The organism is Micromonospora sp. CA-240977 (assembly GCF_050942285.1).
Taxonomy (GTDB): Bacteria; Actinomycetota; Actinomycetes; order Mycobacteriales; family Micromonosporaceae; genus Micromonospora.
On the sequence record NZ_CP192055.1, the window covers coordinates 1,131,469 to 1,152,586 of the forward strand.

Sequence of the window (21,118 nt, forward strand, 5' to 3'; positions counted from 1 at the left end):
CGAGGACGGGAGTGACGTCGATGAGGGTGCAGCGCAGGCACGTGCTGGCAGCGACAGTGGCGGTGCTCGCCGCGGCGGGTGTGGCGGTGGGGACCACCTTCGGCTTCGCCGACACCGCCCCGGCACGGTCGACCGTCTGCCCCGGCTCGGTCACCTTCTCGGCGGAGGGCGGCGCGCCGGCGGCGTCCAGCGACCGTTTCCCGGTGGGCACCCGGCTGCGGATCACGAATCTGGACAACAACCGGGCGGCCACCGTGACGGTTACCGGCCCGTCGGGCAGTTGTGTGCTGCTCAACGCCGCCGCCATGGAGCTGGTCCGGGAGCCGGGCAAGAACGTGATCCGCCGCAACGTGGTGGAGCGGTTGGACGGTGGCGCACCGCCGGCCGGGCAGTCGACAGCCGGCACGATCCGCCCCGGTGCGGCGTCCCCCGGTGCGCCGGGCGCGGCTCCCCGATCGGCCTGCTCCGGGTCGATCACCTTCTTCGCCGAGGGTGGCGGGCCGGCGGCGACCAGCGGGCAGTTCCCGGTGGGCACCCGGCTGCGGGTGACCAACCTGGACAACAACCGGGCGACCACTGTCACGGTGACCGGGCCGTCGGGCAGTTGTGTGCTGCTCAACTCCGCCGCGATGGACCAGATCCGCGAACCCGGCAAGAACCTGGTCCGCCGCAACACCGTCGAGGTGCTCCGCTGACGCGGCCGCCTCAGTCGGACTGCCAGGTGCCGTCGTCGCCGACCCGGGCGGGGGCGCGGCCGAGCAGCAGCGTGGTCAACGCCGCGTCGATGGTGTCGCCGAGGAACCACTCGCCGGCCTGATCGAGGGCGAAGACCCGGCCGCGTTCGTCCACCGCCAGGATGCTGTCCTGTTGCTCGGTGCCGATCGGGAAGAGTCGTACGCCGAGCACCTCCCCGAAGTCCGCGAGGGTGTCGGCGGTGTGCGCGATGGTGTGCGGGCGAATGTCGAAACGGGAGATCCAGACCTGCTCGCCGCGACCGCGTCGGGCGCCGACCAGGCTGGGAAACGCGGTCAGCGCCTCGACGGCGGCGGGGAAGACCGCGTGCTGGTGGTTCACCCCCCGCACCGCGGTGACGTCCCGCACGGCGGCGGCAGCCATGATCTGGTCCCCGATGTGCGGACGCCAGCCGGCCGCGACCAGCGCGTTGGCGACCTCCGCCGGAAAGCGGCCAGGATCAGGGTCGGGCTCCGCCGGCGCACGCCACGTCTCGGTGTACGCCCGAGCGGCTTCCGGCAGGACGTTGGCGCGCACCAGGAACGTGATGCACGAATCGCAGGGCAGCTCGGCGGGGCCGCCAGCCGGGTCACCCGGCTCCCGGATCCGGAAGATCTCGAACCGGGCGTCGGCCAGCAGCGCCGCCGCCTCGGCCCGGCCCATCGGCGCGATGCCCTCGGCGGCCCGGCGGTGGTCGTACTCGTGCAGCACGTCGGAGACCACGATCAGCTCGGCGTGGGCGTCGCCGCCGCGGACCAGATCACCCGGGGGCAACTGGTCGAGGTAGGTGCGGACCAGCGGATGATGGTTCAGCGGGACGTCCGCCCTGGTGCCCTCGGCCGTCCAGATCCGGCCTTCGAGGGTCAGGTGCGCGCTGGTGTTCGGAGTGGCGATCCGATGGATCTCCCGGACCAGCAGGCTCGACGGGTCCACGGTGCGGGGAGCGGTCGGCCCGGTGGGCTGGCTGCGTCGGTAGAGATCCGCCACCACCTCGCTCGGCACCCGCGGCCAGGTGGTGACAGTGCCGGTCTGCTTGTCGATGACTGTCGTCGGCAGATCCCCGGGGACCGTACGCACCTCGGTGGGCACGACGGACGTGATGACGAAGCCGAGGTCGAACTCGTCGACCATCGCTGTGCACTCGTGGCCGAGGCGCTGCGAGTCGCGGCGGGCCCAGGTGGCCGCGAGCTGCTCGGCCTGTTGACGGTCGATCACGCAGTGAAACTACCGGATTACGCGGATCGATGGCAGCCGGTATGGTGCTGCTCTACCGACGGTGACGGAAGGGGCGGCGGTGAGCGAACACGTGGATCGGCACGCCAACCGCGAGCTACGGGCCCGATTCGATGACGTGTACGGGCAGTACCAGCAGCTCAGGTCCGGTTTGGACACCCTCCAGACGCGCCTCGCCGAGCTGCGGGTGACCCGGCGGTCGGTCGACGGTCAGGTGACGGCCACCGTGGGCGCCCAAGGCCAGTTGATCGAGGTCGAGCTGACGCCGGCCGTCTACCGCGAGCGGGACGCCGGGGCGCTCGGCCGGAAAATTACCGAAACGATCCGGGCCGCCGCGACCGCCGCCGCCGACGCCACCCGCGACCTTGTCGCCGAGGTCATGCCGGCCGGCTCCGGGTCGGCGGACTTCCTGCGCACCGGGGATTACGCCACGCTGCTCGGCCGGGCCGACACCGTGTTCGGCAGAGGTGCGGGGCAGCCATGACCGACGGGCAGCTCTGGCTCGATCCGTCCCGGACCCGCCGTGGCGGTGCCGACCTGGCCCTCGCCGGCGAGGCGGTGACGGCCCGCCGAACGGCGGACGGCGGTGCGATCGAGGCCGCCAGCGGTGCCCGGCCGTGGGGTAGCGACGACATCGGCGCCGCGTTCGAGCGCAACTACCGCGGGTTCGAGCAGACCGTGCTGCGGGCCTGGGCGGGCGTCGGGCACCGGCTCACCGAGTTGGGCAGCGACGTGGTCCGTGCCGTCGATGCGAGCGTGCAGACCGACGGGGACAGCGCCGCCCGGCTCGGTCGGGCCGCCGACCAGCGCTGACGGCCGGCCACCGAGATGAGCGTGCTGCCGAGCCCCATTCCGCACCCGCTGGACCACGCGCCCTGGGACGTGCCGGGCTGGATCTACGAGGCCCTCGACTGGGTGGTCGGTGTGCAGTGGCCGGAGGGCAACGAGCGGGCCGTCTGGGACGTCGCCGACCAGTGGTACGCGGTTGCCGGCGTCCTTTCCGGCCCGTACACCGATGCCGCCGCGGCCGCCGCCGAGGTGCACAACGGGTACGGCGGTGTCGGAGCCGTCGACGCGGCGTTCGAGGCGGCCTGGCGGCGGATCGCCGAGAGTGCCGACGCCCCGCTGCCCGTGCTGCTCGCGGTCACCGCCGATCTGGGCCGACTCGTCGAGGAGTGCGGCTGCGACATCGAGGGCGCCAAGCTGGAAGTCTGGATCGAGCTGGGCATCCTGGTCGTCGAGCTGCTCTCGGTGGCGGTCGTGGCGGTGCTCACCGCCGGTGCGGCAACCCCGGCGGCCGGCGCGGCCATCACCGCGACCCGGCTGCTGGTCCAACAGATCTTCAAGCGCCTGATGGGTCAACTGGCAGGCAAGACCCTCAAACACGGGCTCAAGGAGGCCGGCGAGCGGGCGGCCAAGGAGGTCGCCCGGGGTGGCGTGCGCGGTCTCACCAGGCGGGCCGCCCGGGAGGGGCTGGAGGAAGCCGCCGAGGAGGCCGGGGTCACCCTGGCCACCCAGGCGTACCAGAACTCCACCGGGCGGGCGCACGGCCTGGACCTGACCGACCTCGGCGCGTCGGCGGTCGGTGGCCTCGCCGGCGGGGCGGTGGCGCCCCTGGCCGGCCTGGGCCGGCGCGCGACCGGGCCGGTGGCGCGAGTCGGGGAGCACCTGGGGCGGGAGATGACCGGTGAGGTGCTCGCCGAGAGCGCCGCCAGCCTGGCCACCGGTCAGGGCCTGACCTCCGTGGAGGACGTGGCCCGCGCCGCCGCGTCCGGGGCCACCGGTTCGGCGACCGGCCAGACCGACCACGCGCTGCGAGCCCGGCTCGACGCGCAGGCCAACGCCCTCGCCGGGGCGTCGTTCGCCGGCCCTTCCCTGCCTCCCGTGGCACCGGTCGTCGGCGATCCCTCCGCTTCCGGGGTTTCCTCGTCGGCCTCGGGAGCGTTCTCGTCCGCCGAGGCGGCTTCGGTCGGATCGGGTACGTCCGCGGTGGCCGCCGGTGCGGCGGGTTCGAGTGGCCTGGTCCCGGCTCCGGGCGTTCCGGCGCAGGCGACGCCCGTGGCCACGTCCCCACCGGATCCCGTGGCGCCGCCGCGCGCCGATCTGCCGGGCGCCGCCGTGGCTCAGGCGTCGGCACCGCCGCCCTCCACCGCCCTCGACGCCCACGTGTCGACTCCACCGTCGGTCGGCGCTCTGTCCGATGTGGATGTCGGTGGCCGCTCGCCGCACCCGACCGAGCCGGTCCTGTCCGCGGACGGACCTCTCCTGCGGGAGGCCAGCGCCACACCTCCGGTCGCGGCCGATCCGACGCTGCCGCCGGCCGCTCCCGGGGTGTCGTCGGTGGCTGCTCCCGGGCCGCCGGTCGCCCCGGGGGTGTCGTCGGCGGTCGCGCCCGGAGCCTTGCCGGTGGCTGCTCCGGGGCTGCCGTCGGGGGTCGCTCCGGGGTTGCCGTCGGGGGTCGCGCCTGGGCTCGCTCCGATGGTTGCTCCCGGGGTCTCGTCGGTGGCCACGCCTGGGCTCGCGCCGGTGGCCGCGCCCGGGGCCGGGACCCTCGGGTCGACCAGCGGACCGGCCACCGGCTCCGCGCCGGGCCACCTCGGCGACTCGCCGCGCCCCACCACCTCCGGTCCGGTCGCCTGGTCGCCGTCGACCGGCACGCCAGTGCCCACCACCACCAGCGGCACGACACCGCCGGCGACCACCACCGGCCCGACACCGCCGGTCACCTTCGCCACCCCGAGGGTGGCGCGATCGCATGCCCCGACGCGGGAGCCGCGCGTACCCGACCATCCGGCCCGGGGCAGGGCGTCAGTCCCCGTCGACGTCATGGCGTTCGGCGATCCGGTGGCGCCCGCGACCGAGACCATCGACGCGTACGCGGCGCAGTGGGCAGCCGAGGCGGAAGCCGCCGAGCGGCGGCGCTACCAGGGCCACTACCAAACGCAGCGGACCGGGTTCGAGCGCAATCGCCGACAGGCCGAGGCCACCCGACTGCGCGCCCGGGCCGCCGAGCACGATCGCCGGGCCGTCGAGTACGCCAGCTACGCCCGACAACTGCACCAGGCTGGCCACCGGCAGTGGGCCGACGGCTGGCAGCGGGCCGCGAACGACGAGACACGCGCGTACGCCCAGTGGCGTGACCTGGCGGACGCGGTGCTGGCCGGCACCACGGCGCCGTCGGTCGTGGACATCGGCGCTGCCGCCTTCGAGCACGCCAACAGCGACGTCGGCGCGCTCGCGCTCGGCGCGGTGGAGACCTCCGGTCCGTCCCGGCTCACCGGCGACGACATACCCCCACCGATCGACGACTCCCGGCCGTACGGGCGGCCAGGAGGACTGCGCCCACCGCTCGCCCTGCACCAGGTGGACGTCGAACGGCAGATGCCCCGCGAGTTGGACGGCACCGTCACCCGCACCGCCGATCCCCGCCAGGGCGGCTGGTTCCGGCTGCTGAACGACGGAGGACCCAGGGCCGACGCCACCCGGGGCATCAACTGCCTGGACTGCACCCTGTCGATGTTCGAAACCTGGGTGCACGGGCGGCCGCGAGTGTCGGCGCCGCGCACCTTCGACGGCTACCTGGACGGGGACATCCGACGCCCGATCCGTGGCGAGGCGGGCGGCCCGGGCCGGGTGGAGGACGTGACCGGCGGGCGCTTCCAGCAACTCCTCGCCCCGCCGTCCGGACAACGCCCGTACGCCGAGCAGGCGCGGCAGGCCGCCGACCGGGGCTACCGGAACCTGCACGACCAACTGTTGCTGGGCGGCCACGGCAGCTACGCGTTCCTGGTCACCGAGTGGCCGCACGGCGGTTCGCACGCGTGGGTGGCGCTCAACCAGAACGGCACGGTGCTCTACGTGGACCCGCAGAACGGCGTGGTCCGGGACCGGCCGCTGTACCCCGACGTGGTCGGCATCGACGCGCTGGTGCTGAGCGGGGACGGCCGGCCCATGCCGCTCGGTGGGCTACCCCGCGGCCGGTTCAGCGAGCGGCCCGACCTGCCGGACCACCCTTCGGCGGACGACGACGGCGGCCACGGTGACCCGTACATCAACCGGATGTACCTCCTGCTGGACGGTCCGGGCTCGGCGGATGTGGGCGACGGCGCAGCGAACCCAAGCAATCCCAGTCAGCCAGAGTCTGATCTCGCTCAGCTAACGACCTCGGAGTTGGCGGCGCTGACAGACCTTCGCGAGCGCGCCCTGGGCGCCGCTGACCGGGTTGAGGATGCTTTGACTCAGGTTGGGCAGGACGTGACCGACGCGCTCGGCCTGAGTGATCAGATCCGACTACGGGATCGCGATTTTCGCGTCAAAGGGCTTAAATCGTTGGCACGGAAGTACCTCGACGAGGGGCGCGTCGCCCAGATCGACGTTACGGAGTTCGTGTCGAGCGTCAATGACGTCCTAAGATTCTGCTTTGAGATACCACCCGGTGAGCACTACACCAAAGCGGTCGATCTGGTTCTTGCTGGCCTGATTGAAGCTGGGTTCTCAGTATCGACGTCAGATTGCAAGAACTTTTGGCGGGAGGGCAATCGATTTTATGGCTTGAACTGCACCCTTCGTTTACCCGAAGGGATGCTGGTCGAGCTTCAGCTGCACACCCCCGCATCGCGGGACGTGTGGATGGCTACTCACGAAGATTATGAGATATTGCGGCGGCCGTCGAACCGTCCCGAACGGCGACTTGAGGCGCTGCTGCGGATGATCGCGAAGAACCGCGAACGTGGCCTCCCTGACTCCCTGCCGGGCGGGCTGGATCTACGATTCCCTGCCAAGGACGCCACCTTTGCCAAATGGATTAGCCAGAATATTGACGTTTGGCGCCAGTATCATGCATGGTTGATCCGGCACGGGACAAGCCTCGCGCAGGTTGTACAGGATCTTGGGCTAGCGTCTCGGGACTTTCCAGTAGCGCCCAATGTTGCAAAAGAGTTGGAGCGGGAGATTGTTGAGTTACTACGTGATCTACCGGACTGATGAGCAGGAGAGGCCGGCTGGAATATTTGTCATGGATGCGGGAACCGGCCAGGCCGTTCTTTGGGATCATCGCGCTCGCGCATGGGCCTATGACCCAAACCTTGTTGTGCGTTTTCTCGATGACTACCGGAATATGGACCGCTATAAAAACGTCAGCCGTCCAGCAGTTGAGGCAGTGGTCGAGGCAGTCACTGGGGGCGAGAAGTTGCCTGACGAGAGTTCAATTCGTGCGATGTTTAGGGATGGCGGCGAAAGTGATCGCTGAGATTGGCCGCGCATTCATGAGGTCTGGCGCCACGAGAGCAGCACCTCGTGCAATTCGGCAGCGGACGTTCGTCGAGTTGGAGAAACGGCTCACATGGCCTCTGGGTGGGCGCTGTCCACCAGGTGATTCGGCGGGATCAGGCGACCGCTGAGCCCCCTTTACTCGGGCTCGAGAGTTGGGCACCGCGATGGGGGATGAGTTGACGCTGTCGTGCGCGCTGCGGCACCATTGTTTTGGAGCGCAGGCCGCCGGTCGCGTTATGGTGGCGGGCGTAGATCTCGCTTCGATCATCCATCGTCGGTAACGTCAGGTTGAAGCAGTCGACTCGGGTGCACACCCGGGATGGTGGCAATCAGGTGGACCGCACGTTGACCTACTACGCGATCTACCGGAGTGACGACAGCCGGGTTCCGGCGGGGCTGTTTGTGCTCGAGGTGGGATACGGTCGGGCGCTGCTCTGGGATCACCGGTGTGGATCGTGGGCCTTCGATCCGGGCCTCGTCATGCGCTTTCTGAACGACCACCGCAACGTCGACCGCTACGACACCGTCGATCGGGCGGAAGCGGAACGGATTGCCGTGGTCGTGACGGGATCTCCGGCGCTGCCGGACGAGGAGACCTTCCACCTGATGCTCGCCAACGGCGCTGCCGGTCATGACGTGGGCCGACCGGTGCCCCCCGTGGCCGCTGATCCATCTGGTGATCGATGAGGATTGACGCGGCGCAGGAGTTGTTGGCCGGGTCGAATAGCATCGACGGATGGCGAGTTCCGACACGCAGAGTGGCAGGTCCAACCTTTGGGCATGGCCGGTCGGCATTCTGATCGGCCTGGCGATCGGCATCCCCCTGTTCGGCTCGACCGGCGGCGTCGCCTTCGGTGTGGCCCTGGGCGTCGCCTTCGCGGTCGCCTTCGGCGCGACGAAGGGGCGGACCGACGGCGACCCTGCGAAGGGTGACCCGGACGGTGGTGCCGCCGGAGACGGTGCCGGCCCCCAGCCAGGGTGATCGACTCGGGTTTGGTGATGTCGGGGCATCGGAGGCCGTGGGATAGCCCGACTTCATTGAAGCCGAGTGGATCATGGGGGGACGGCGGCGGCGGGGGCGGTGGCGATGGTGGGGCCGGGCAGTGTTGCGGAGGCGGTGGCCGTACAGGAGGAGTTGCGGCCTCTTGTCGACCTGGTCGGGCCGGGGCCGAGCGCGCCGGAGACGGTGGCCGGCCTGGACGTCGCGTACTCCCAGGATGGTGACCTGCTGGCGGCGGCCGTGACGGTGCTGGATCCCCGGACGTTGGTCGTGGTGGACTCGGCGGTCGGGGTGGGGCGGCCGGCCTTTGGCTACGTGCCGGGGCTGTTCGCCTTCCGGGAGTTGCCCGCGCTGCTCACCGCGTTGGAAAGCCTGGCCACGGTCCCGGATCTGCTGGTGTGCGACGGGCACGGTCTGGCGCATCCGCGCCGGTTCGGGCTCGCCTGCCACCTCGGGGTGGTCACCGGGTTGCCCTCGATCGGGGTGGGCAAGACACCGCTGGTCGGGACGTGGGATCCGCCGGCCGCCGAGCGGGGTGCCTGGTCGCCGCTGCGCGACGGCGGTGACGTCGTCGGCCGGGTGCTCCGGACCCAGGACGGCGTGAAGCCGGTCTTCGTCAGCGTCGGGCATCGGATGAGTCTGGAGAACGCGACAGCGCAGGTGCTCGCGCTGGCCCCGCGGTTCCGACTGCCGGAGAGCACCCGCACCGCCGACCGGCTCTGCCGCGACGCCCTCGCCGAGGCGCAGCAGGCCGGCCGGTCGACTGATCCGGCCGACTGATTGGCTGGTTAGTCTGACGAACCGCAGGTCGACGGGCCGGTCGTAAACCGTAACGAGGCACACATCCGGGCCGCTCTATGACCGGCGGGGTGGATGGGGCGGTAGTAGCCTGACCCGCGGACCCCACCCGGGGAGAACGGCGAGGTGATCATGACGGTGCGTCGACGCGCGGCACGGCTCGTGGCGGTCTGCGGTCTGGTGGGCGGCCTGGTGATGCTCGGCGCGTCGCCCGCGCTGGCCGACGACGACTCGGTCCGGGTGGGTGCGGCCAGCAGCTTCGCCGCTGGTGGTTCCGCGCAGGGGGTGAACGTGGCGGTGCGCAAGCGCACCGACGGCTGCGTCCTGCTGCGTACCGCGCTGTTCCTCAACCTCGAGGAGCTCCAGCCGCACCAGTTGAAGGTCGAGGTCAACGCGGGCGGGCGCTGGTTCCCGGTGGCCGTCACCGGCGGTGGCGGCGCCGTGGGGACCGCGCAGACGTCGCCGTCGAGGCCAACCCTCTGCAAGGGCAAGAGCATCACGGTGCGGTACCGGGTGACCTTCGGCGCGGGCGCCCCGGGTGGCCGGCTCGTCGTGACCGGCACTGGTGTCACCGCGGCCGGTCAGGAGGTCGGCCGGGGCAGCGACACGTCGCGGGTGACCGGCGCGCGGGTCACCCCGTCGCCGACACCGTCGAAGAAGCCGACACCCACCCCGAGCCCGACCGACGTCGCGACCGCCGACGACGCGGCGACTCCGGCGGCGCTGGGCGGCGTCTCAGGTGCGCCGGACACCACGGCGGCTGCGGCCTCGTCCGGCGGCACCTCGCCGGTGATGATCTTCGGCATCGTCATGGTGGCGATCGGGTTGCTGCTCATCGTGCTGCTGTTCCGCCGCTCGCGTCAGGATCGCCGGCCGTCCGACGAGCCGGTCGGCGCGCTGCCGGGCAACCCCGGCGGCACCACCTACCGGGCCGCCGGTGGGCCACCGGCCGCGCCCGGTCGCCCCGGCCAGGTGTACGGCCAGCAGCAGCCCGCCGGTCCGGGTGCTGTGCCGTTCCCGCCTCCGCCCGCCGGTGCGGGTGCTGCGCCGTTCCCGCCTCCGGTCGCCGGTCCGGGCGTCGTGCCGCCCCCACGCCCTGCCACCGGCGGCGTCTACGGTGCGCGGCCCGCCGCCGGTGCTCCCCCGGAGGCGACGCAGCCGATGCCGGGAGCGCCCGAAACCCGACCGCTGCCCGGGGATCAGCCCCCCGACGACGGCGGTCGCACCGTGATCATGCCCCGGCTCCCCGGCTGAGCGGGGCTCGACCCGGGCCCTCCGTTAGGCTCAGGCTCGGTGTCTAACCTGCGGCCAAGGAGTGGAACACGTGTCTGATCTGTCCCAGATTGTGAAGGCGTACGACGTCCGAGGGACGGTGCCGGACCAGTGGGACGAACGGGTCGCCGAGGCGCTGGGAGCCGCGTTCACCCAGCTGCTCAACTCCACCGACGAGCCGGGCGACGCGGTGGTCGTCGGGTACGACATGCGGGCCACCTCGCCCGGGTTGGCCGCCGCGTTCGCGGCCGGCGTACGGGCCGAGGGTCGCTCGGTGATCGAGATCGGGCTCGCCTCCACCGACCTGCTCTACTTCGCCTCCGGCTCGCTCGACCTGCCCGGCGCGATGTTCACCGCCAGCCACAACCCCGCCCAGTACAACGGCATCAAGATGTGCCGCTCTGGCGCTCGCCCGATCGGCCAGGAGAGCGGTCTGGCGGAGATCCGGGAGCGGGCCCAGGCGATGCTGGACTCGGGCGACGCCCGGCCGGCCGGTCCGCCGACCAGTCCGGCCGAGCGGCGCGACCTGCTTCCCGACTACGCCGGCTACCTGCGCAAGCTCGTCGACCTCTCGGGCATCCGGCCGTTGAAGGTCGTCGTCGACGCCGGCAACGGGATGGGCGGCTTCACCGTCCCCACCGTGCTGGGCGACGCCGCCCTGTCGCCGCTGCCGTTGGAGATCGTGCCGCTCTACTTCGAGTTGGACGGCACCTTCCCCAACCACGAGGCCAACCCACTGGACCCGGCGAACCTTGTCGACCTCCAGCGCGCGGTGGTGGAGCACGGGGCCGACATCGGGCTGGCCTTCGACGGCGACGCCGACCGGTGTTTCGTGGTGGACGAGCGCGGCGAGCCGGTCTCGCCGTCGGCGATCACCGCCCTCGTCGCCGCGCGAGAGCTGGCCAAGCACCCCGGTTCCACGGTGATCCACGGCCTGATCACCTCCAGCGCGGTCGCGGAGATCATCCGTGAGCACGGTGGCAAGCCGGTCGTCGCCCGGGTCGGGCACTCCTTCATCAAGGCGGAGATGGCCCGGACCAATGCTGTCTTCGGCGGCGAGCACTCCGCGCACTACTACTTCCGGGACTTCTGGTTCGCCGACACCGGGATGCTCGCGGCGATGCACACCCTGGCCGCGCTGGGCGAGCAGTCGCTGCCGCTGTCCGTGCTGGCCGGCGAGTACGAGCGCTACATCGCCTCCGGCGAGATCAACTCGACGGTGGCCGACCAGGCGGCGGCGGTGGCCGAGGTGCGGGCCGCGTACCCCGACGCGGTGGCCGACGAGATGGACGGGCTCACCCTGCGATTCCCCGACGGCGCCTGGTTCAACCTGCGCGCCTCCAACACCGAGCCGCTGCTGCGGCTCAACGTCGAGGCGCCTACCCGCGAGCGGATGGTCTCGCTCCGGGACGACGTGCTCGACCGCGTTCGCCGATAAGATCGCCTGCGCCGGTCGGCACCGCCGCCGGTCAAGCCGCACACGTGGAAGGAGCCGTGCCATGGCCCTGGATCCGCAGTTGCTCGAGATTCTCGCCTGTCCGGACACGCACCACGCCCCGCTCACCTACGACGCCGAGGCGCAGACGCTGACCTGCACGGAGTGTGGCCGGATCTTCGAGGTCCGCGACGACGTGCCGGTGCTGCTGCTCGACGAGGCGCGCGGCGGCCCGGGGCAGTCCTCATGATCGACGGTACGGCCGGGGTCAGCGGTCGTCGCGACGCCGACGAGGCCCTGCTCGACAACCCGGAGGCGCTGGCCGAGCACGACCCGGGCGGCATGCTCCGACACACGGCGTCGGCCGGTGCGCAGGTTCGCGAGAGCGCGGCCCTGGCCGCGGAGGCGAACCTGGCGGTGCTCGCCGACGACGGGCGTCCCCGAGCCGTCGTGATCGCCGGCATCGGCACCGCGGGGCGTACCGGGGATGTGCTGGCCACTGTCGCCGGTCCGCGCTGCCCGGTCCCGATCATCGGGCACCGCAGCGCGGGCGTACCCGGTTGGGTGGGCGCGGCGGACGTGGTGATCGCGGTGAGCGCGTCCGGTCGTAGTCCGGAGGCACTCGGTGCCGCCGAGGCGGCGCACCGGCGGGGTGCCCGGCTGGTCGCCGTGGGCGCCCCCGACTCGCAGTTGCAGTCGATCGCCGAGCAGGCCCGGGCGCCGTTCATTCCGGTGCCCCGGCGTGCCCCGGCCCGAGCCAGCCTCTGGGCGCTCACCGTGCCGGTCCTGCTCGCGGCCCGTTCGCTCGGGCTCGTGAAGGTCAACGAGGCGGATCTGGCGGAGACCGCGGCCCGGCTCGACGCCGACGCGGACCGCTGCCGCTCCGCCGCGGAGTCCTTCGTCAACCCGGCGAAGTCACTGGCCCTAGGCCTGGCCGGCTCGATCCCGATCGTCTGGGGCTCGTCCCCGCTGGCCACCGTGGCCGCCCGCCGGTTCGGCGACACCCTGTCGGCGAACGCCCGCTACCCGGTGGTCACCGGAGCGCTCGGTGAGGCCGGCCGGGGTCGGGTCGGGCTGCTCGACGGCGTCTTCGGTGGCCTGGCCGAGGGCGAGCGGGACATCTTCGCCGATCCGGCGGAGGACGACGGCGAAGGCACCCGGCTCCGGCTCGTGCTGCTGCGCGACGGCGGGCTCAACGCCGAGGACGACACCGACGAGCCCCTCGCCGTCGAGGAGCGCCGCGCGGACGCGGTGCAGACCCTCGCCGAGCGTCGCGGCGTGCGGTGTGACGTGGTGACCGCCGAGGGTGGCTCCGCGCTGGAGCGGTTGGCCTCGCTGATCGCGGTCCCGGATTTCGCCTCGATCTACCTTGCCCTGGCCCATGGGCTGGACCCGATGGCCGTGCCGGCCATCACCGAGATGAAGGAGCTGTCGAACCAGTGAACGACCGTAGGGGGCGGCGCGGCATGCGCGGATCGAGCAGCTTCGTTCGGCGCGGCGAGCCAGTCGGCTGGCTCAGCAGCGTGGCGTCCCACGCCACCACTACCGGCAGCGGAGTGGTGGCATGAGCGCGAACGGCGGGACGAAGGCGATTGTCGCGGCCCTGCTGGCCAACGTCGGCATCGCCGTCACGAAGTTCGTCGCCTTCCTGCTGACCGGCTCGTCGTCGATGCTGGCGGAGTCGATCCACTCGGTCGCCGACTCCGGCAACCAGGGTCTGCTGCTGCTCGGCGGCAAGCGGGCGAAGCGGGCGGCCACCCCGGAACACCCGTTCGGGTACGGCCGGGAGCGCTACATCTACGCGTTCATCGTGTCGATCGTGCTGTTCAGCATCGGTGGCCTGTTCGCGCTCTACGAGGCGTACCACAAGTGGCACGACCCGCATGGCATCGACTCCTGGCAGTGGGTGCCGGTGGTCGTGCTGCTGGCCGCGATCGTGATGGAGGGGTTCTCCTTCCGGACCGCCATCAAGGAGTCCAACCACATCCGCGGCAACCAGTCCTGGGTGCGCTTCATCCGCCGGGCCAAGGCGCCCGAGCTGCCGGTCGTGCTGCTGGAGGACTTCGGCGCGCTCGTCGGTCTGGTGTTCGCGTTGTTCGGCGTCAGCATGACGTTGATCACCGGCGACGGTGAGTGGGACGCCGCCGGCACCGCCATGATCGGTGTGTTGCTGGTGGTCATCGCGATCGTGCTGGCCATCGAGACGAAGAGCCTGCTGCTCGGTGAGGGCGCCGAGGCGTCCGACCTGGCCGTCATCGAGCGGGCTGTCACCGACGGCCCCGAGGTGGAGCGGATCATCCACATGAAGACGCTCTACCTGGGGCCGGAAGAGCTGATGGTGGCCGCGAAGATCGCCGTGCCGGCGTGGGAGAGCGCTCACGACCTGGCCCGTGGCATCAACGCTGTGGAGGCGCGGATCCGCGCCGCGGTGCCGATCGCCCGGGTGATCTACCTGGAGCCGGACGTCTACAGCGTCGCCGCCGCCGAGGCCGGCACCGGCGCGGCGGCCGACACCGCCGTGCCGCAGGACGCGTCGGGCGAGGCGGCCGGGCGGCCCGGGGGCTGACCTGTGGAGCCACTCTACGGACCGATCCGCGACTACGCCTGGGGCTCCCGCTCGGCCCTCGCTCTCCTCCAGGGCCGGGTGGCGCCCAGCGCGGGTCCGGAGGCGGAGCTGTGGTTGGGCGCCCACCCGGGCGCTCCGGCCAGAGTCGACCGTGCCGGCCAGCGGGTGAGCCTCTGTGACCTGGTGCGGGACGAGCCGGGGCAGTGGCTCGGCCAACGGGTGTCCGAGCGGTTCGGCAGCCGGCTGCCGTTCCTGCTCAAGGTGCTCGCTGCCGACGCGCCGCTGAGCCTGCAGGCACACCCGGACGCGGAACAGGCGCGGGCGGGCTACGCGGCGGAGGCGGGGCTCCCCGAGGGGCAGCGCAACTATTCCGACCCGCACCACAAACCGGAGTTGCTCGTCGCGCTCACTCCGTTCGAGGCACTGTGCGGTTTCCGGGATCCGGCGGAGTCGGCCGAGGCGATCGCCGCGTTCGGCGTACCGGAGTTGACGCCGGTGGTCGCCGCGTTGCGGGCCGGGCCGGCGGGGCTGCGTACGGCGGTGCGGACGCTGCTCGGCTGGCCGGTCGCCGAGCGCGACGGGTTGCTGAATTCCGTGCTGGCGGCCCCGGTCGACGGACCGGACGCGGAGTTGGCCCGCCGGCTGGCCGAGGCGTACCCGGCGGATCCCGGGGTGCTTGTGGCGTTGCTGCTGCACCACGTGCGGCTGGTGCCGGGGGAGGCGATCTGGATGCCCGCCGGCAACCTGCACGCCTACCTGAGCGGCTGCGGTGTGGAGATCATGGCGGCCAGCGACAACGTGCTGCGGGGTGGGCTGACCCCGAAACGGGTGGACGTCGACGAGCTGCTGCGGGTCCTCCGCTTCGAGGTGCTCGACGAGCCGGTGCGGGCCGCGCTGCCGGTCGGGCCGGGCGTGGACTGGTGGCCAGTGCCGGTTGACGATTTCGCGCTGCACCGGGTGCGGGTGGGCGCGGCGGTGCCCTCGGTGGCGCTGCCGTTGCCCGGTCCCCGGGTGGTGCTCTGCGCCGGTGGCGCGGTCACCGTGGACGACGGCGTCGGTGCGGTGACGCTGGTGTCCGGTGAGGCGGCGATCGGCACCGCGGCCGGTGAGCCGCTGCGGATCAGCGGTGACGGCGAGGCGTACGTGGCGACCTCCGGACTGCGGTGACCCGTCAGCGCCAGCGACGACACAAGTCCGACTTTTCCGGAATAGCTTGACGACGAGTTGCCCGAGTGTGACTCTATGAGTACGCAGCGTTATCGCGACGACGGTCCGAGAACGTGCGGGGAACCAAACCGGGGGGATGCACGGGGCGGGCGGGACGTGGGCGGCGAAGGCCGTTCATCACCGACCGCCCCGTGCGCTGTCTACGGACCGTCCCCGACACCAGTCGACGGCGCGCGTAAGGTGGAAGGTCGGCGCAGACATCGTTCGACAGGAGCTTTCATGACCAGCACCCTCCCGGCGTCCCCCAGCGGTACGCCGTCCGAGGCCCGGCCAAGCACCCTCGCCGAAGGCGACTTCAAGGTGGCGGATCTGTCGCTCGCCGAGTTCGGGCGCAAGGAGATCCAGCTCGCCGAGCACGAGATGCCCGGCCTGATGGCGATCCGCCGCGAGTTCGCCGAGGCGCAGCCGCTGGCCGGCGCGCGGATCACCGGCTCGCTGCACATGACCATCCAGACCGCCGTCCTGATCGAGACGCTGGTCGCCCTCGGCGCACAGGTGCGCTGGGCGTCCTGCAACATCTTCTCCACCCAGGACCACGCCGCCGCCGCGATCGTCGTCGGCCCGAACGGCACCGCCGACGCTCCCGCCGGCGTCCCGGTGTACGCGTGGAAGGGCGAGACCCTTCCGGAATACTGGTGGTGCACCGAGCAGGTGCTCGCCTGGCCGGACGGGCAGGGCCCCAACATGATCCTCGACGACGGTGGCGACGCCACCCTGCTCGTCCACAAGGGCGCCGAGTTCGAGAAGGTCGGGGCGGTGCCGCCGGTCGAGTCCGCCGACTCCGAGGAGTACGCGGTCATCCTCGAACTGCTGCACCGTTCGCTCGCCGAGGACGGCCAGCGCTGGACCCGGATCTCCGCCGGCATCAAGGGCGTGACCGAGGAGACCACCACCGGCGTGCACCGGCTCTACGAGATGCACCGCGCGGGCACCCTGCTCTTCCCGGCCATCAACGTCAACGACTCGGTGACCAAGAGCAAGTTCGACAACAAGTACGGCTGTCGGCACTCGCTCATCGACGGCATCAACCGGGCCACCGACGTGCTGATCGGCGGCAAGATGGCAGTGGTGATGGGCTATGGCGACGTGGGCAAGGGGTGCGCCGAGTCGCTGCGCGGCCAGGGCGCCCGGGTCGTGGTGACCGAGGTGGACCCGATCTGCGCGTTGCAGGCCGCGATGGACGGCTACCAGGTCGCCACCCTGGACGACGTTGTCGAGCAGGCGGACATCTTCATCACCGCCACCGGTTGCTTCGACGTCATCACCAACGAGCACATGGCCCGGATGAAGCACCAGGCCATCGTCGGCAACATCGGCCACTTCGACAACGAGATCGACATGGCCGGTCTGGCCAAGCGTTCCGACGTCGAGCGGGTCAACATCAAGCCGCAGGTCGACCTGTGGCGCTTCGCCGACGGGCACGCCATCATCGTGCTGTCCGAGGGTCGCCTGCTGAACCTCGGCAACGCGACCGGGCACCCGAGCTTCGTGATGTCGAACTCGTTCGCCAACCAGACGATCGCGCAGATCGAGCTGTTCACGAAGACCGAGGAGTACCCGATCGGCGTCTACGTGCTGCCCAAGCACCTGGACGAGAAGGTGGCCCGGCTGCACCTGGGAGCGCTCGGCGCCAAGCTGAGCACGCTGACCAAGGAGCAGGCCGCGTACCTGGGTGTCTCCACCGAGGGTCCGTTCAAGCCGGACCACTACCGCTACTGATCGACGCTCTTCCGGACCGGGTCGGCTGTGCGCAGCCGGCCCGGTTCGTCGTGTCCGCCCGGAGCCGGCGGGGTCAGCCCGAACGGGAGTCGCGGCGGGTGGGGCGGAACCACGTCCAGACGCACCAGACCAGCCAACCGAGCGACACGACGGTGGCCAGCGCCCGCAGGCGCAGCGCGCTGAGCAGGACGACCAGGGCCAGCACCGCCAACCACGGCAGGAATCCCTTCACGGCGGGGATCCTTCCACAGCCGAACGGTGGAGTCCCGTCGCCGGTCGGCCGAGCCGTGAGCGTGAGGTCGAGTGAGCTTGTCGTGAACGACTTGACGAGGCTCCTGAGCAGAGAGCAAGGTATGCCTGCCCTAAGTTAGTTGAGGCGTACCTAATGAACTCGGAGCCCGGATGTTCGCCACCTACCTGATCGGCCTGCGGGAAGGCCTGGAAGCCACCCTGGTCGTCAGCATCCTGGTCGCCTTCCTGGTGAAGTCGCAGCGCCGGGACCGGCTGCCTCAGGTCTGGGCGGGCGTCGGCCTGGCCGTGGTGCTGTCGGTGCTCTTCGGCTGGCTGATCGAGTACACGTCGACCTCGCTCTTCTCCCGCTACGAGGACCGGGAGTTGTTCGAGGCGATCACCTCCGTCGCCGCCGTGGTCTTCGTCACCTGGATGATCTTCTGGATGCGTCGAGCGGCCCGGACCATCGCCGGCGAGCTGCGGGGGAAGTTGACCGAGGCGCTCGCCGTCGGCTCGTTCGCGGTCGCCGGCATGGCCTTTCTCGCGGTGATCCGGGAGGGCCTGGAAACCGCGCTGATCTTCTACTCGGCCGCCCAGGGCGCGGCCGGTGACAGCGGGCCGCTGCTCGCGTTGATCGGCGGCATCGTCACCGCCGTGGTGCTCGGCGTGCTGCTCTACGCCAGCGCCCTGCGGATCAACCTCAGCAAGTTCTTCACCTGGACCGGCGCGCTGCTGATCCTGGTCGCCGCCGGCATCCTCAAGTACGGCGTCCACGACTTCCAGGAGGCCGGTGTCCTGCCCGGCCTGAACGACCTGGCCTTCGACATCACCGGCGCGCTCGACCCGACCACCTGGTACGCGGCCCTGCTCGCGGGCATGTTCAACGTGACGCCCGCGCCCTCCGTGCTGGAAACGATCGCCTGGATCGGGTACGCCGTGCCGGTCCTTCTGCTCTTCCTGCGGCCGGCCCGCCGTAAGCCGGCACCCGCCGCGAAAACCACAGTCACCGAGCGCGGAGCCGACACCGGCGCCGAGGCCGAGGCGGCAGCCACGCCGCAGCGTGCCTGACCCCACGAGGAGAGACAGCTCAGATGCGTACCACCCGATTTTTCGCGCTGGCCGCCGTCGGTGTGCTGGCGACGGCCGGTGTGACCGCCTGCTCCGGTGCCGACAAGGACGACCCGGCCGCGGCCGGCGGCCCGATCGCGGTCAAGGCGACGGACACCGCCTGTGAGGTCGGCACCACGGACCTGGGCGCCGGCACCGCCACCTTCAAGATCACCAACTCCGGTGCCAAGGTGACCGAGTTCTACGTGTACGCCGACGGCGACCGGGTCATGGGCGAGGTGGAGAACATCGCCCCGGGACTGAGCCGTGAGCTGCACGTGGAGTTGCCGGCCGGCACCTACCAGACGGCCTGCAAGCCCGGGATGAGCGGCAAGGGCATCCGGGGCGCGCTCAAGGTCAGCGGGTCGGCGCAGCCGCTCACCGCCGACGCCGCGCTGGCCGGCGCGGCCGAGAACTACCAGCGCTACGTCAAGAGCCAGACCGACGCCCTGCTGGACAAGACCGAGGAGTTCGTCACCGCGGTCAAGGCCGGCGACGTGGCGAAGTCCAAGGCGCTCTACCCGGTCGCCCGCACCTACTGGGAGCGGATCGAGCCGGTGGCCGAGATCTTCGGCGACCTCGACCCCAAGATCGATGGCCGCGAGGAGGTCATCGAGGAGGGGATGGAGTTCACCGGCTTCCACCGGATCGAGAAGGACCTCTGGCAGTCGGGCGACATCAGCAAGGACGGCCCGATCGCCGACCGCCTGCTGGTGGACGTCAAGGAGATCGTGGCCAAGGCCAACGCCGAGAAGCTCTCCCCGCTCCAGCTCGCCAACGGTGCCAAGGAACTGCTGGACGAGGTGGCCAGCGGCAAGATCACCGGCGAGGAGGACCGCTACTCGCACACCGACCTGTGGGACTTCGCCGCCAACCTCGAAGGTTCCAAGGCCGCCGTGTCCGCCCTGCGGCCGGCCCTCCAGCAGCGCTCGCCGGAGCTGGTCACGCAGTTGGACACCGAGTTCGCCAACGTCGAGGCGTTGCTCGGCAAGCACCGCGACGGCGACGGGTGGAAGCTGCACACCGCGCTGAGCAAGGCCGAGCTCAAGGATCTCTCCGACGGGATCAACGCGCTCGCCGAGCCCATCAGCAAGGTCGCCGCGGCCGTCGCGAAGTGACCGGACGTCAGGGGGAGTGATGAGCGGGAGCAGGTTGACCCGGCGGCGGGCGATCACGCTCGCCGGCGCCGGCGTGGCCGGGGTCGCCGGGATGTCGGTCGGCGCCACGGCGCTTGTCAACGGCTCCCGTGGCCCGGCCGCGGCGAGCGACCACCCGGCCGGCGCGGTGCCGTTCCACGGCGAGCACCAGGCCGGCATCGTCACCCCGGCGCAGGACCGGCTGCACTTCGTCGCCTTCGACGTGATCACGAAGGACCGGGCCCGGCTGGTCGAGCTGCTCGAGGAGTGGACGGCCGCCGCCGCCCGGATGACCGCGGGGCGGGACGCCGGGGTGCTCGGCGCGGTGGGCGGAATGCCGGAGGCCCCACCGGACGACACCGGCGAGGCGCTCGGCCTGCCCCCGTCGCAGCTCACCCTGACGATCGGCTTCGGGCCGACGTTGTTCCGCGACGCCGACGGCCGGGACCGCTTCGGCATTGCCGACCGGCGGCCCGCCGCCCTGGCCGAGCTGCCGAAGTTCCCCGGCGACGCCCTGCAACCGCAGCTCTCCGGCGGTGATCTCTGCGTGCAGGCGTGCGCCAACGATCCGCAGGTAGCGGTGCACGCGATCCGCAACCTGGCCCGGCTCGGCATGGGTGTGGTGAGCGTCCGCTGGTCGCAGCTCGGCTTCGGGCGTACCTCGTCGACCTCCCGTGACCAGGCCACCGCCCGCAACCTGTTCGGGTTCAAGGACGGTACGGCCAACCTCAAGGCCGAGGACACCGAGTTGCTGCGCGACCAGTTGTGGGTGCAGCCGGGTGACGGGCCGGACTGGATGACGGGCGGCTCGTACCTGGTCACCCGCAAGATCCGGATGCTGGTGGAGACCTGGGACCGGACCTCCCTGGCCGAGCAGGAGGAGATCGTCGGCCGGACCAAGGGCAGCGGCGCCCCCCTCGGCCGGACCGGCGAGTTCGACGAGCCGGACTTCGCCGCGCGCGGCGCGGACGGCAAGCCGGTGATCGCCGAGCACGCGCACGTGACGCTGGCCCACCCGAGCCGGAACAACGGCGCCCAGCTGCTGCGCCGGGGCTACAACTTCGTCGATGGCTCGGACGGCCTCGGCCGGCTCGACGCGGGCCTCTTCTTCATCGCCTACCAGCGCGATCCGCGCCGCCAGTTCGTGCCGATCCAGACCCAGCTGGCGCGGCACGACGTGATGAACGAATACCTGCGGCACGTCTCCAGCGGGGTGTTCGCCTGCCCTCCCGGGGTACGCGACGGCGGGGACCACTGGGGGCGCGCGCTCTTCGGCTGACCCGGGTCGGGTTGGCGACAGCGGCACCGGCGCGGGCTGCGGTGGCGCGGGGCGGCGTCGAAGGGGGATCATGGTGACAGCCTGGGCCGGAGGGTCATCCGTGCGCCAGACA

Annotated in this window: 20 protein-coding genes; 18 read left to right on the top strand and 2 right to left on the bottom strand. The window is 71.4% G+C overall.

The window, feature by feature from the left end; translation table 11 throughout:
• Nucleotides 1-20: 20 nt before the first annotated feature.
• Entirely contained in the window at nt 21-695 is a 675-nt protein-coding gene (locus ACQPWW_RS05390) for a hypothetical protein (RefSeq protein ID WP_433129713.1), read from the top strand.
• A 10-nt stretch (nt 696-705) separates the two neighbouring features.
• Here ACQPWW_RS05390 and ACQPWW_RS05395 read toward each other — a convergent pair whose 3' ends face one another.
• Nucleotides 706-1,947: an SUKH-3 domain-containing protein gene (locus tag ACQPWW_RS05395; RefSeq protein ID WP_433129715.1), complete on the bottom strand. Its 1,242-nt coding sequence runs from the start codon at nt 1,945-1,947 to the stop codon at nt 706-708.
• Between the two features lie 79 nt (nt 1,948-2,026).
• On the opposite strand from ACQPWW_RS05395, the gene ACQPWW_RS05400 reads away from it, so the two are divergent.
• The 14 genes from ACQPWW_RS05400 to ahcY all read left to right on the top strand — a co-directional run bounded on the left by ACQPWW_RS05400 (nt 2,027) and on the right by ahcY (nt 17,253).
• A complete protein-coding gene (locus ACQPWW_RS05400; RefSeq protein ID WP_433129717.1) occupies nt 2,027-2,449 on the top strand; it encodes a YbaB/EbfC family nucleoid-associated protein in 423 nt (140 codons plus the stop codon).
• Nucleotides 2,446-2,778 carry a hypothetical protein gene (locus ACQPWW_RS05405; protein ID WP_433129719.1) on the top strand — a complete coding sequence of 111 codons (333 nt, stop codon included), beginning with the start codon at nt 2,446-2,448 and terminating at the stop codon, nt 2,776-2,778. The genes ACQPWW_RS05400 and ACQPWW_RS05405 overlap by 4 nt, the downstream gene beginning before the upstream one ends.
• Before the next feature lie 15 nt (nt 2,779-2,793).
• Nucleotides 2,794-6,948: a toxin glutamine deamidase domain-containing protein gene (locus ACQPWW_RS05410; RefSeq protein WP_433129721.1), complete on the top strand. Its 4,155-nt coding sequence runs from the start codon at nt 2,794-2,796 to the stop codon at nt 6,946-6,948.
• Complete coding sequence (locus ACQPWW_RS05415; protein WP_433129723.1) at nt 6,932-7,213, top strand: hypothetical protein; 282 nt, start codon at nt 6,932-6,934, stop codon at nt 7,211-7,213. Before ACQPWW_RS05410 ends, ACQPWW_RS05415 begins: the two co-directional genes overlap by 17 nt.
• A 356-nt stretch (nt 7,214-7,569) precedes the next feature.
• Nucleotides 7,570-7,923: a hypothetical protein gene (locus tag ACQPWW_RS05420; protein ID WP_433129725.1), complete on the top strand. Its 354-nt coding sequence runs from the start codon at nt 7,570-7,572 to the stop codon at nt 7,921-7,923.
• Nucleotides 7,924-7,972: 49 nt separating this feature from the next.
• The gene (locus ACQPWW_RS05425) at nt 7,973-8,218 is read left to right on the top strand and encodes a hypothetical protein (protein ID WP_433129727.1); all 246 of its coding nucleotides are present in this window, start codon (nt 7,973-7,975) and stop codon (nt 8,216-8,218) included.
• 105 nt (nt 8,219-8,323) lie between these two features.
• A complete protein-coding gene (locus ACQPWW_RS05430) occupies nt 8,324-9,016 on the top strand; it encodes an endonuclease V (protein WP_433134162.1) in 693 nt (230 codons plus the stop codon).
• Between the two features lie 150 nt (nt 9,017-9,166).
• On the top strand, nt 9,167-10,288 hold the full coding sequence (locus tag ACQPWW_RS05435) for a hypothetical protein (protein ID WP_433129729.1): 1,122 nt from the start codon (nt 9,167-9,169) through the stop codon (nt 10,286-10,288).
• A 70-nt stretch (nt 10,289-10,358) separates the two neighbouring features.
• On the top strand, nt 10,359-11,744 hold the full coding sequence (locus ACQPWW_RS05440; RefSeq protein ID WP_433129731.1) for a phosphomannomutase/phosphoglucomutase: 1,386 nt from the start codon (nt 10,359-10,361) through the stop codon (nt 11,742-11,744).
• A gap of 61 nt (nt 11,745-11,805) precedes the next feature.
• A complete protein-coding gene (locus ACQPWW_RS05445) occupies nt 11,806-11,991 on the top strand; it encodes a Trm112 family protein (protein ID WP_091394023.1) in 186 nt (61 codons plus the stop codon).
• Nucleotides 11,988-13,184, top strand: a complete 1,197-nt coding sequence (locus ACQPWW_RS05450; RefSeq protein WP_357802437.1) for an SIS domain-containing protein — start codon at nt 11,988-11,990, stop codon at nt 13,182-13,184. The genes ACQPWW_RS05445 and ACQPWW_RS05450 overlap by 4 nt, the downstream gene beginning before the upstream one ends.
• 121 nt (nt 13,185-13,305) lie before the next feature.
• The gene (locus tag ACQPWW_RS05455; protein ID WP_433129734.1) at nt 13,306-14,307 is read left to right on the top strand and encodes a cation diffusion facilitator family transporter; all 1,002 of its coding nucleotides are present in this window, start codon (nt 13,306-13,308) and stop codon (nt 14,305-14,307) included.
• A gap of 3 nt (nt 14,308-14,310) precedes the next feature.
• Entirely contained in the window at nt 14,311-15,474 is a 1,164-nt protein-coding gene (gene manA / locus ACQPWW_RS05460; protein WP_433129736.1) for a mannose-6-phosphate isomerase, class I, read from the top strand.
• 279 nt (nt 15,475-15,753) lie between these two features.
• The gene (ahcY, locus tag ACQPWW_RS05465; protein ID WP_433129738.1) at nt 15,754-17,253 is read left to right on the top strand and encodes an adenosylhomocysteinase; all 1,500 of its coding nucleotides are present in this window, start codon (nt 15,754-15,756) and stop codon (nt 17,251-17,253) included.
• 73 nt (nt 17,254-17,326) lie between these two features.
• Here the strand turns inward: ahcY and ACQPWW_RS05470 are convergent, their stop codons facing one another.
• Nucleotides 17,327-17,485, bottom strand: coding sequence for a hypothetical protein (locus tag ACQPWW_RS05470; protein ID WP_433129740.1), 159 nt, complete (start codon nt 17,483-17,485; stop codon nt 17,327-17,329).
• Between the two features lie 170 nt (nt 17,486-17,655).
• Between ACQPWW_RS05470 and efeU the strand changes: the two genes are divergently transcribed.
• From efeU to efeB, 3 genes are read left to right on the top strand one after another with little or no spacing between them, the layout of a single operon-like run.
• Nucleotides 17,656-18,552: an iron uptake transporter permease EfeU gene (efeU, locus tag ACQPWW_RS05475; protein ID WP_433129742.1), complete on the top strand. Its 897-nt coding sequence runs from the start codon at nt 17,656-17,658 to the stop codon at nt 18,550-18,552.
• Between the two features lie 23 nt (nt 18,553-18,575).
• Complete coding sequence (efeO, locus tag ACQPWW_RS05480) at nt 18,576-19,709, top strand: iron uptake system protein EfeO (RefSeq protein WP_433129744.1); 1,134 nt, start codon at nt 18,576-18,578, stop codon at nt 19,707-19,709.
• Nucleotides 19,710-19,728: 19 nt separating this feature from the next.
• Entirely contained in the window at nt 19,729-21,006 is a 1,278-nt protein-coding gene (gene efeB, locus ACQPWW_RS05485) for an iron uptake transporter deferrochelatase/peroxidase subunit (RefSeq protein ID WP_433129746.1), read from the top strand.
• Nucleotides 21,007-21,118 lie beyond the last annotated feature (112 nt).

Bases quoted from the DNA above. Each gene is read 5' to 3' on its own strand.
- ACQPWW_RS05390 (WP_433129713.1), top strand. From the start codon at position 21: ATGAGGGTGCAGCGCAGGCACGTGCTGGCAGCGACAGTGGCGGTGCTC.
- ACQPWW_RS05405 (WP_433129719.1), top strand. From the start codon at position 2,446: ATGACCGACGGGCAGCTCTGGCTCGATCCGTCCCGGACCCGCCGTGGC.
- ACQPWW_RS05410 (WP_433129721.1), top strand. From the start codon at position 2,794: ATGAGCGTGCTGCCGAGCCCCATTCCGCACCCGCTGGACCACGCGCCC.
- ACQPWW_RS05425 (WP_433129727.1), top strand. From the start codon at position 7,973: ATGGCGAGTTCCGACACGCAGAGTGGCAGGTCCAACCTTTGGGCATGG.
- ACQPWW_RS05430 (WP_433134162.1), top strand. From the start codon at position 8,324: ATGGTGGGGCCGGGCAGTGTTGCGGAGGCGGTGGCCGTACAGGAGGAG.
- ACQPWW_RS05435 (WP_433129729.1), top strand. From the start codon at position 9,167: ATGACGGTGCGTCGACGCGCGGCACGGCTCGTGGCGGTCTGCGGTCTG.
- ACQPWW_RS05445 (WP_091394023.1), top strand. From the start codon at position 11,806: ATGGCCCTGGATCCGCAGTTGCTCGAGATTCTCGCCTGTCCGGACACG.
- ACQPWW_RS05450 (WP_357802437.1), top strand. From the start codon at position 11,988: ATGATCGACGGTACGGCCGGGGTCAGCGGTCGTCGCGACGCCGACGAG.
- ACQPWW_RS05455 (WP_433129734.1), top strand. From the start codon at position 13,306: ATGAGCGCGAACGGCGGGACGAAGGCGATTGTCGCGGCCCTGCTGGCC.
- ahcY (WP_433129738.1), top strand. From the start codon at position 15,754: ATGACCAGCACCCTCCCGGCGTCCCCCAGCGGTACGCCGTCCGAGGCC.
- efeU (WP_433129742.1), top strand. From the start codon at position 17,656: ATGTTCGCCACCTACCTGATCGGCCTGCGGGAAGGCCTGGAAGCCACC.
- efeO (WP_433129744.1), top strand. From the start codon at position 18,576: ATGCGTACCACCCGATTTTTCGCGCTGGCCGCCGTCGGTGTGCTGGCG.
- efeB (WP_433129746.1), top strand. From the start codon at position 19,729: ATGAGCGGGAGCAGGTTGACCCGGCGGCGGGCGATCACGCTCGCCGGC.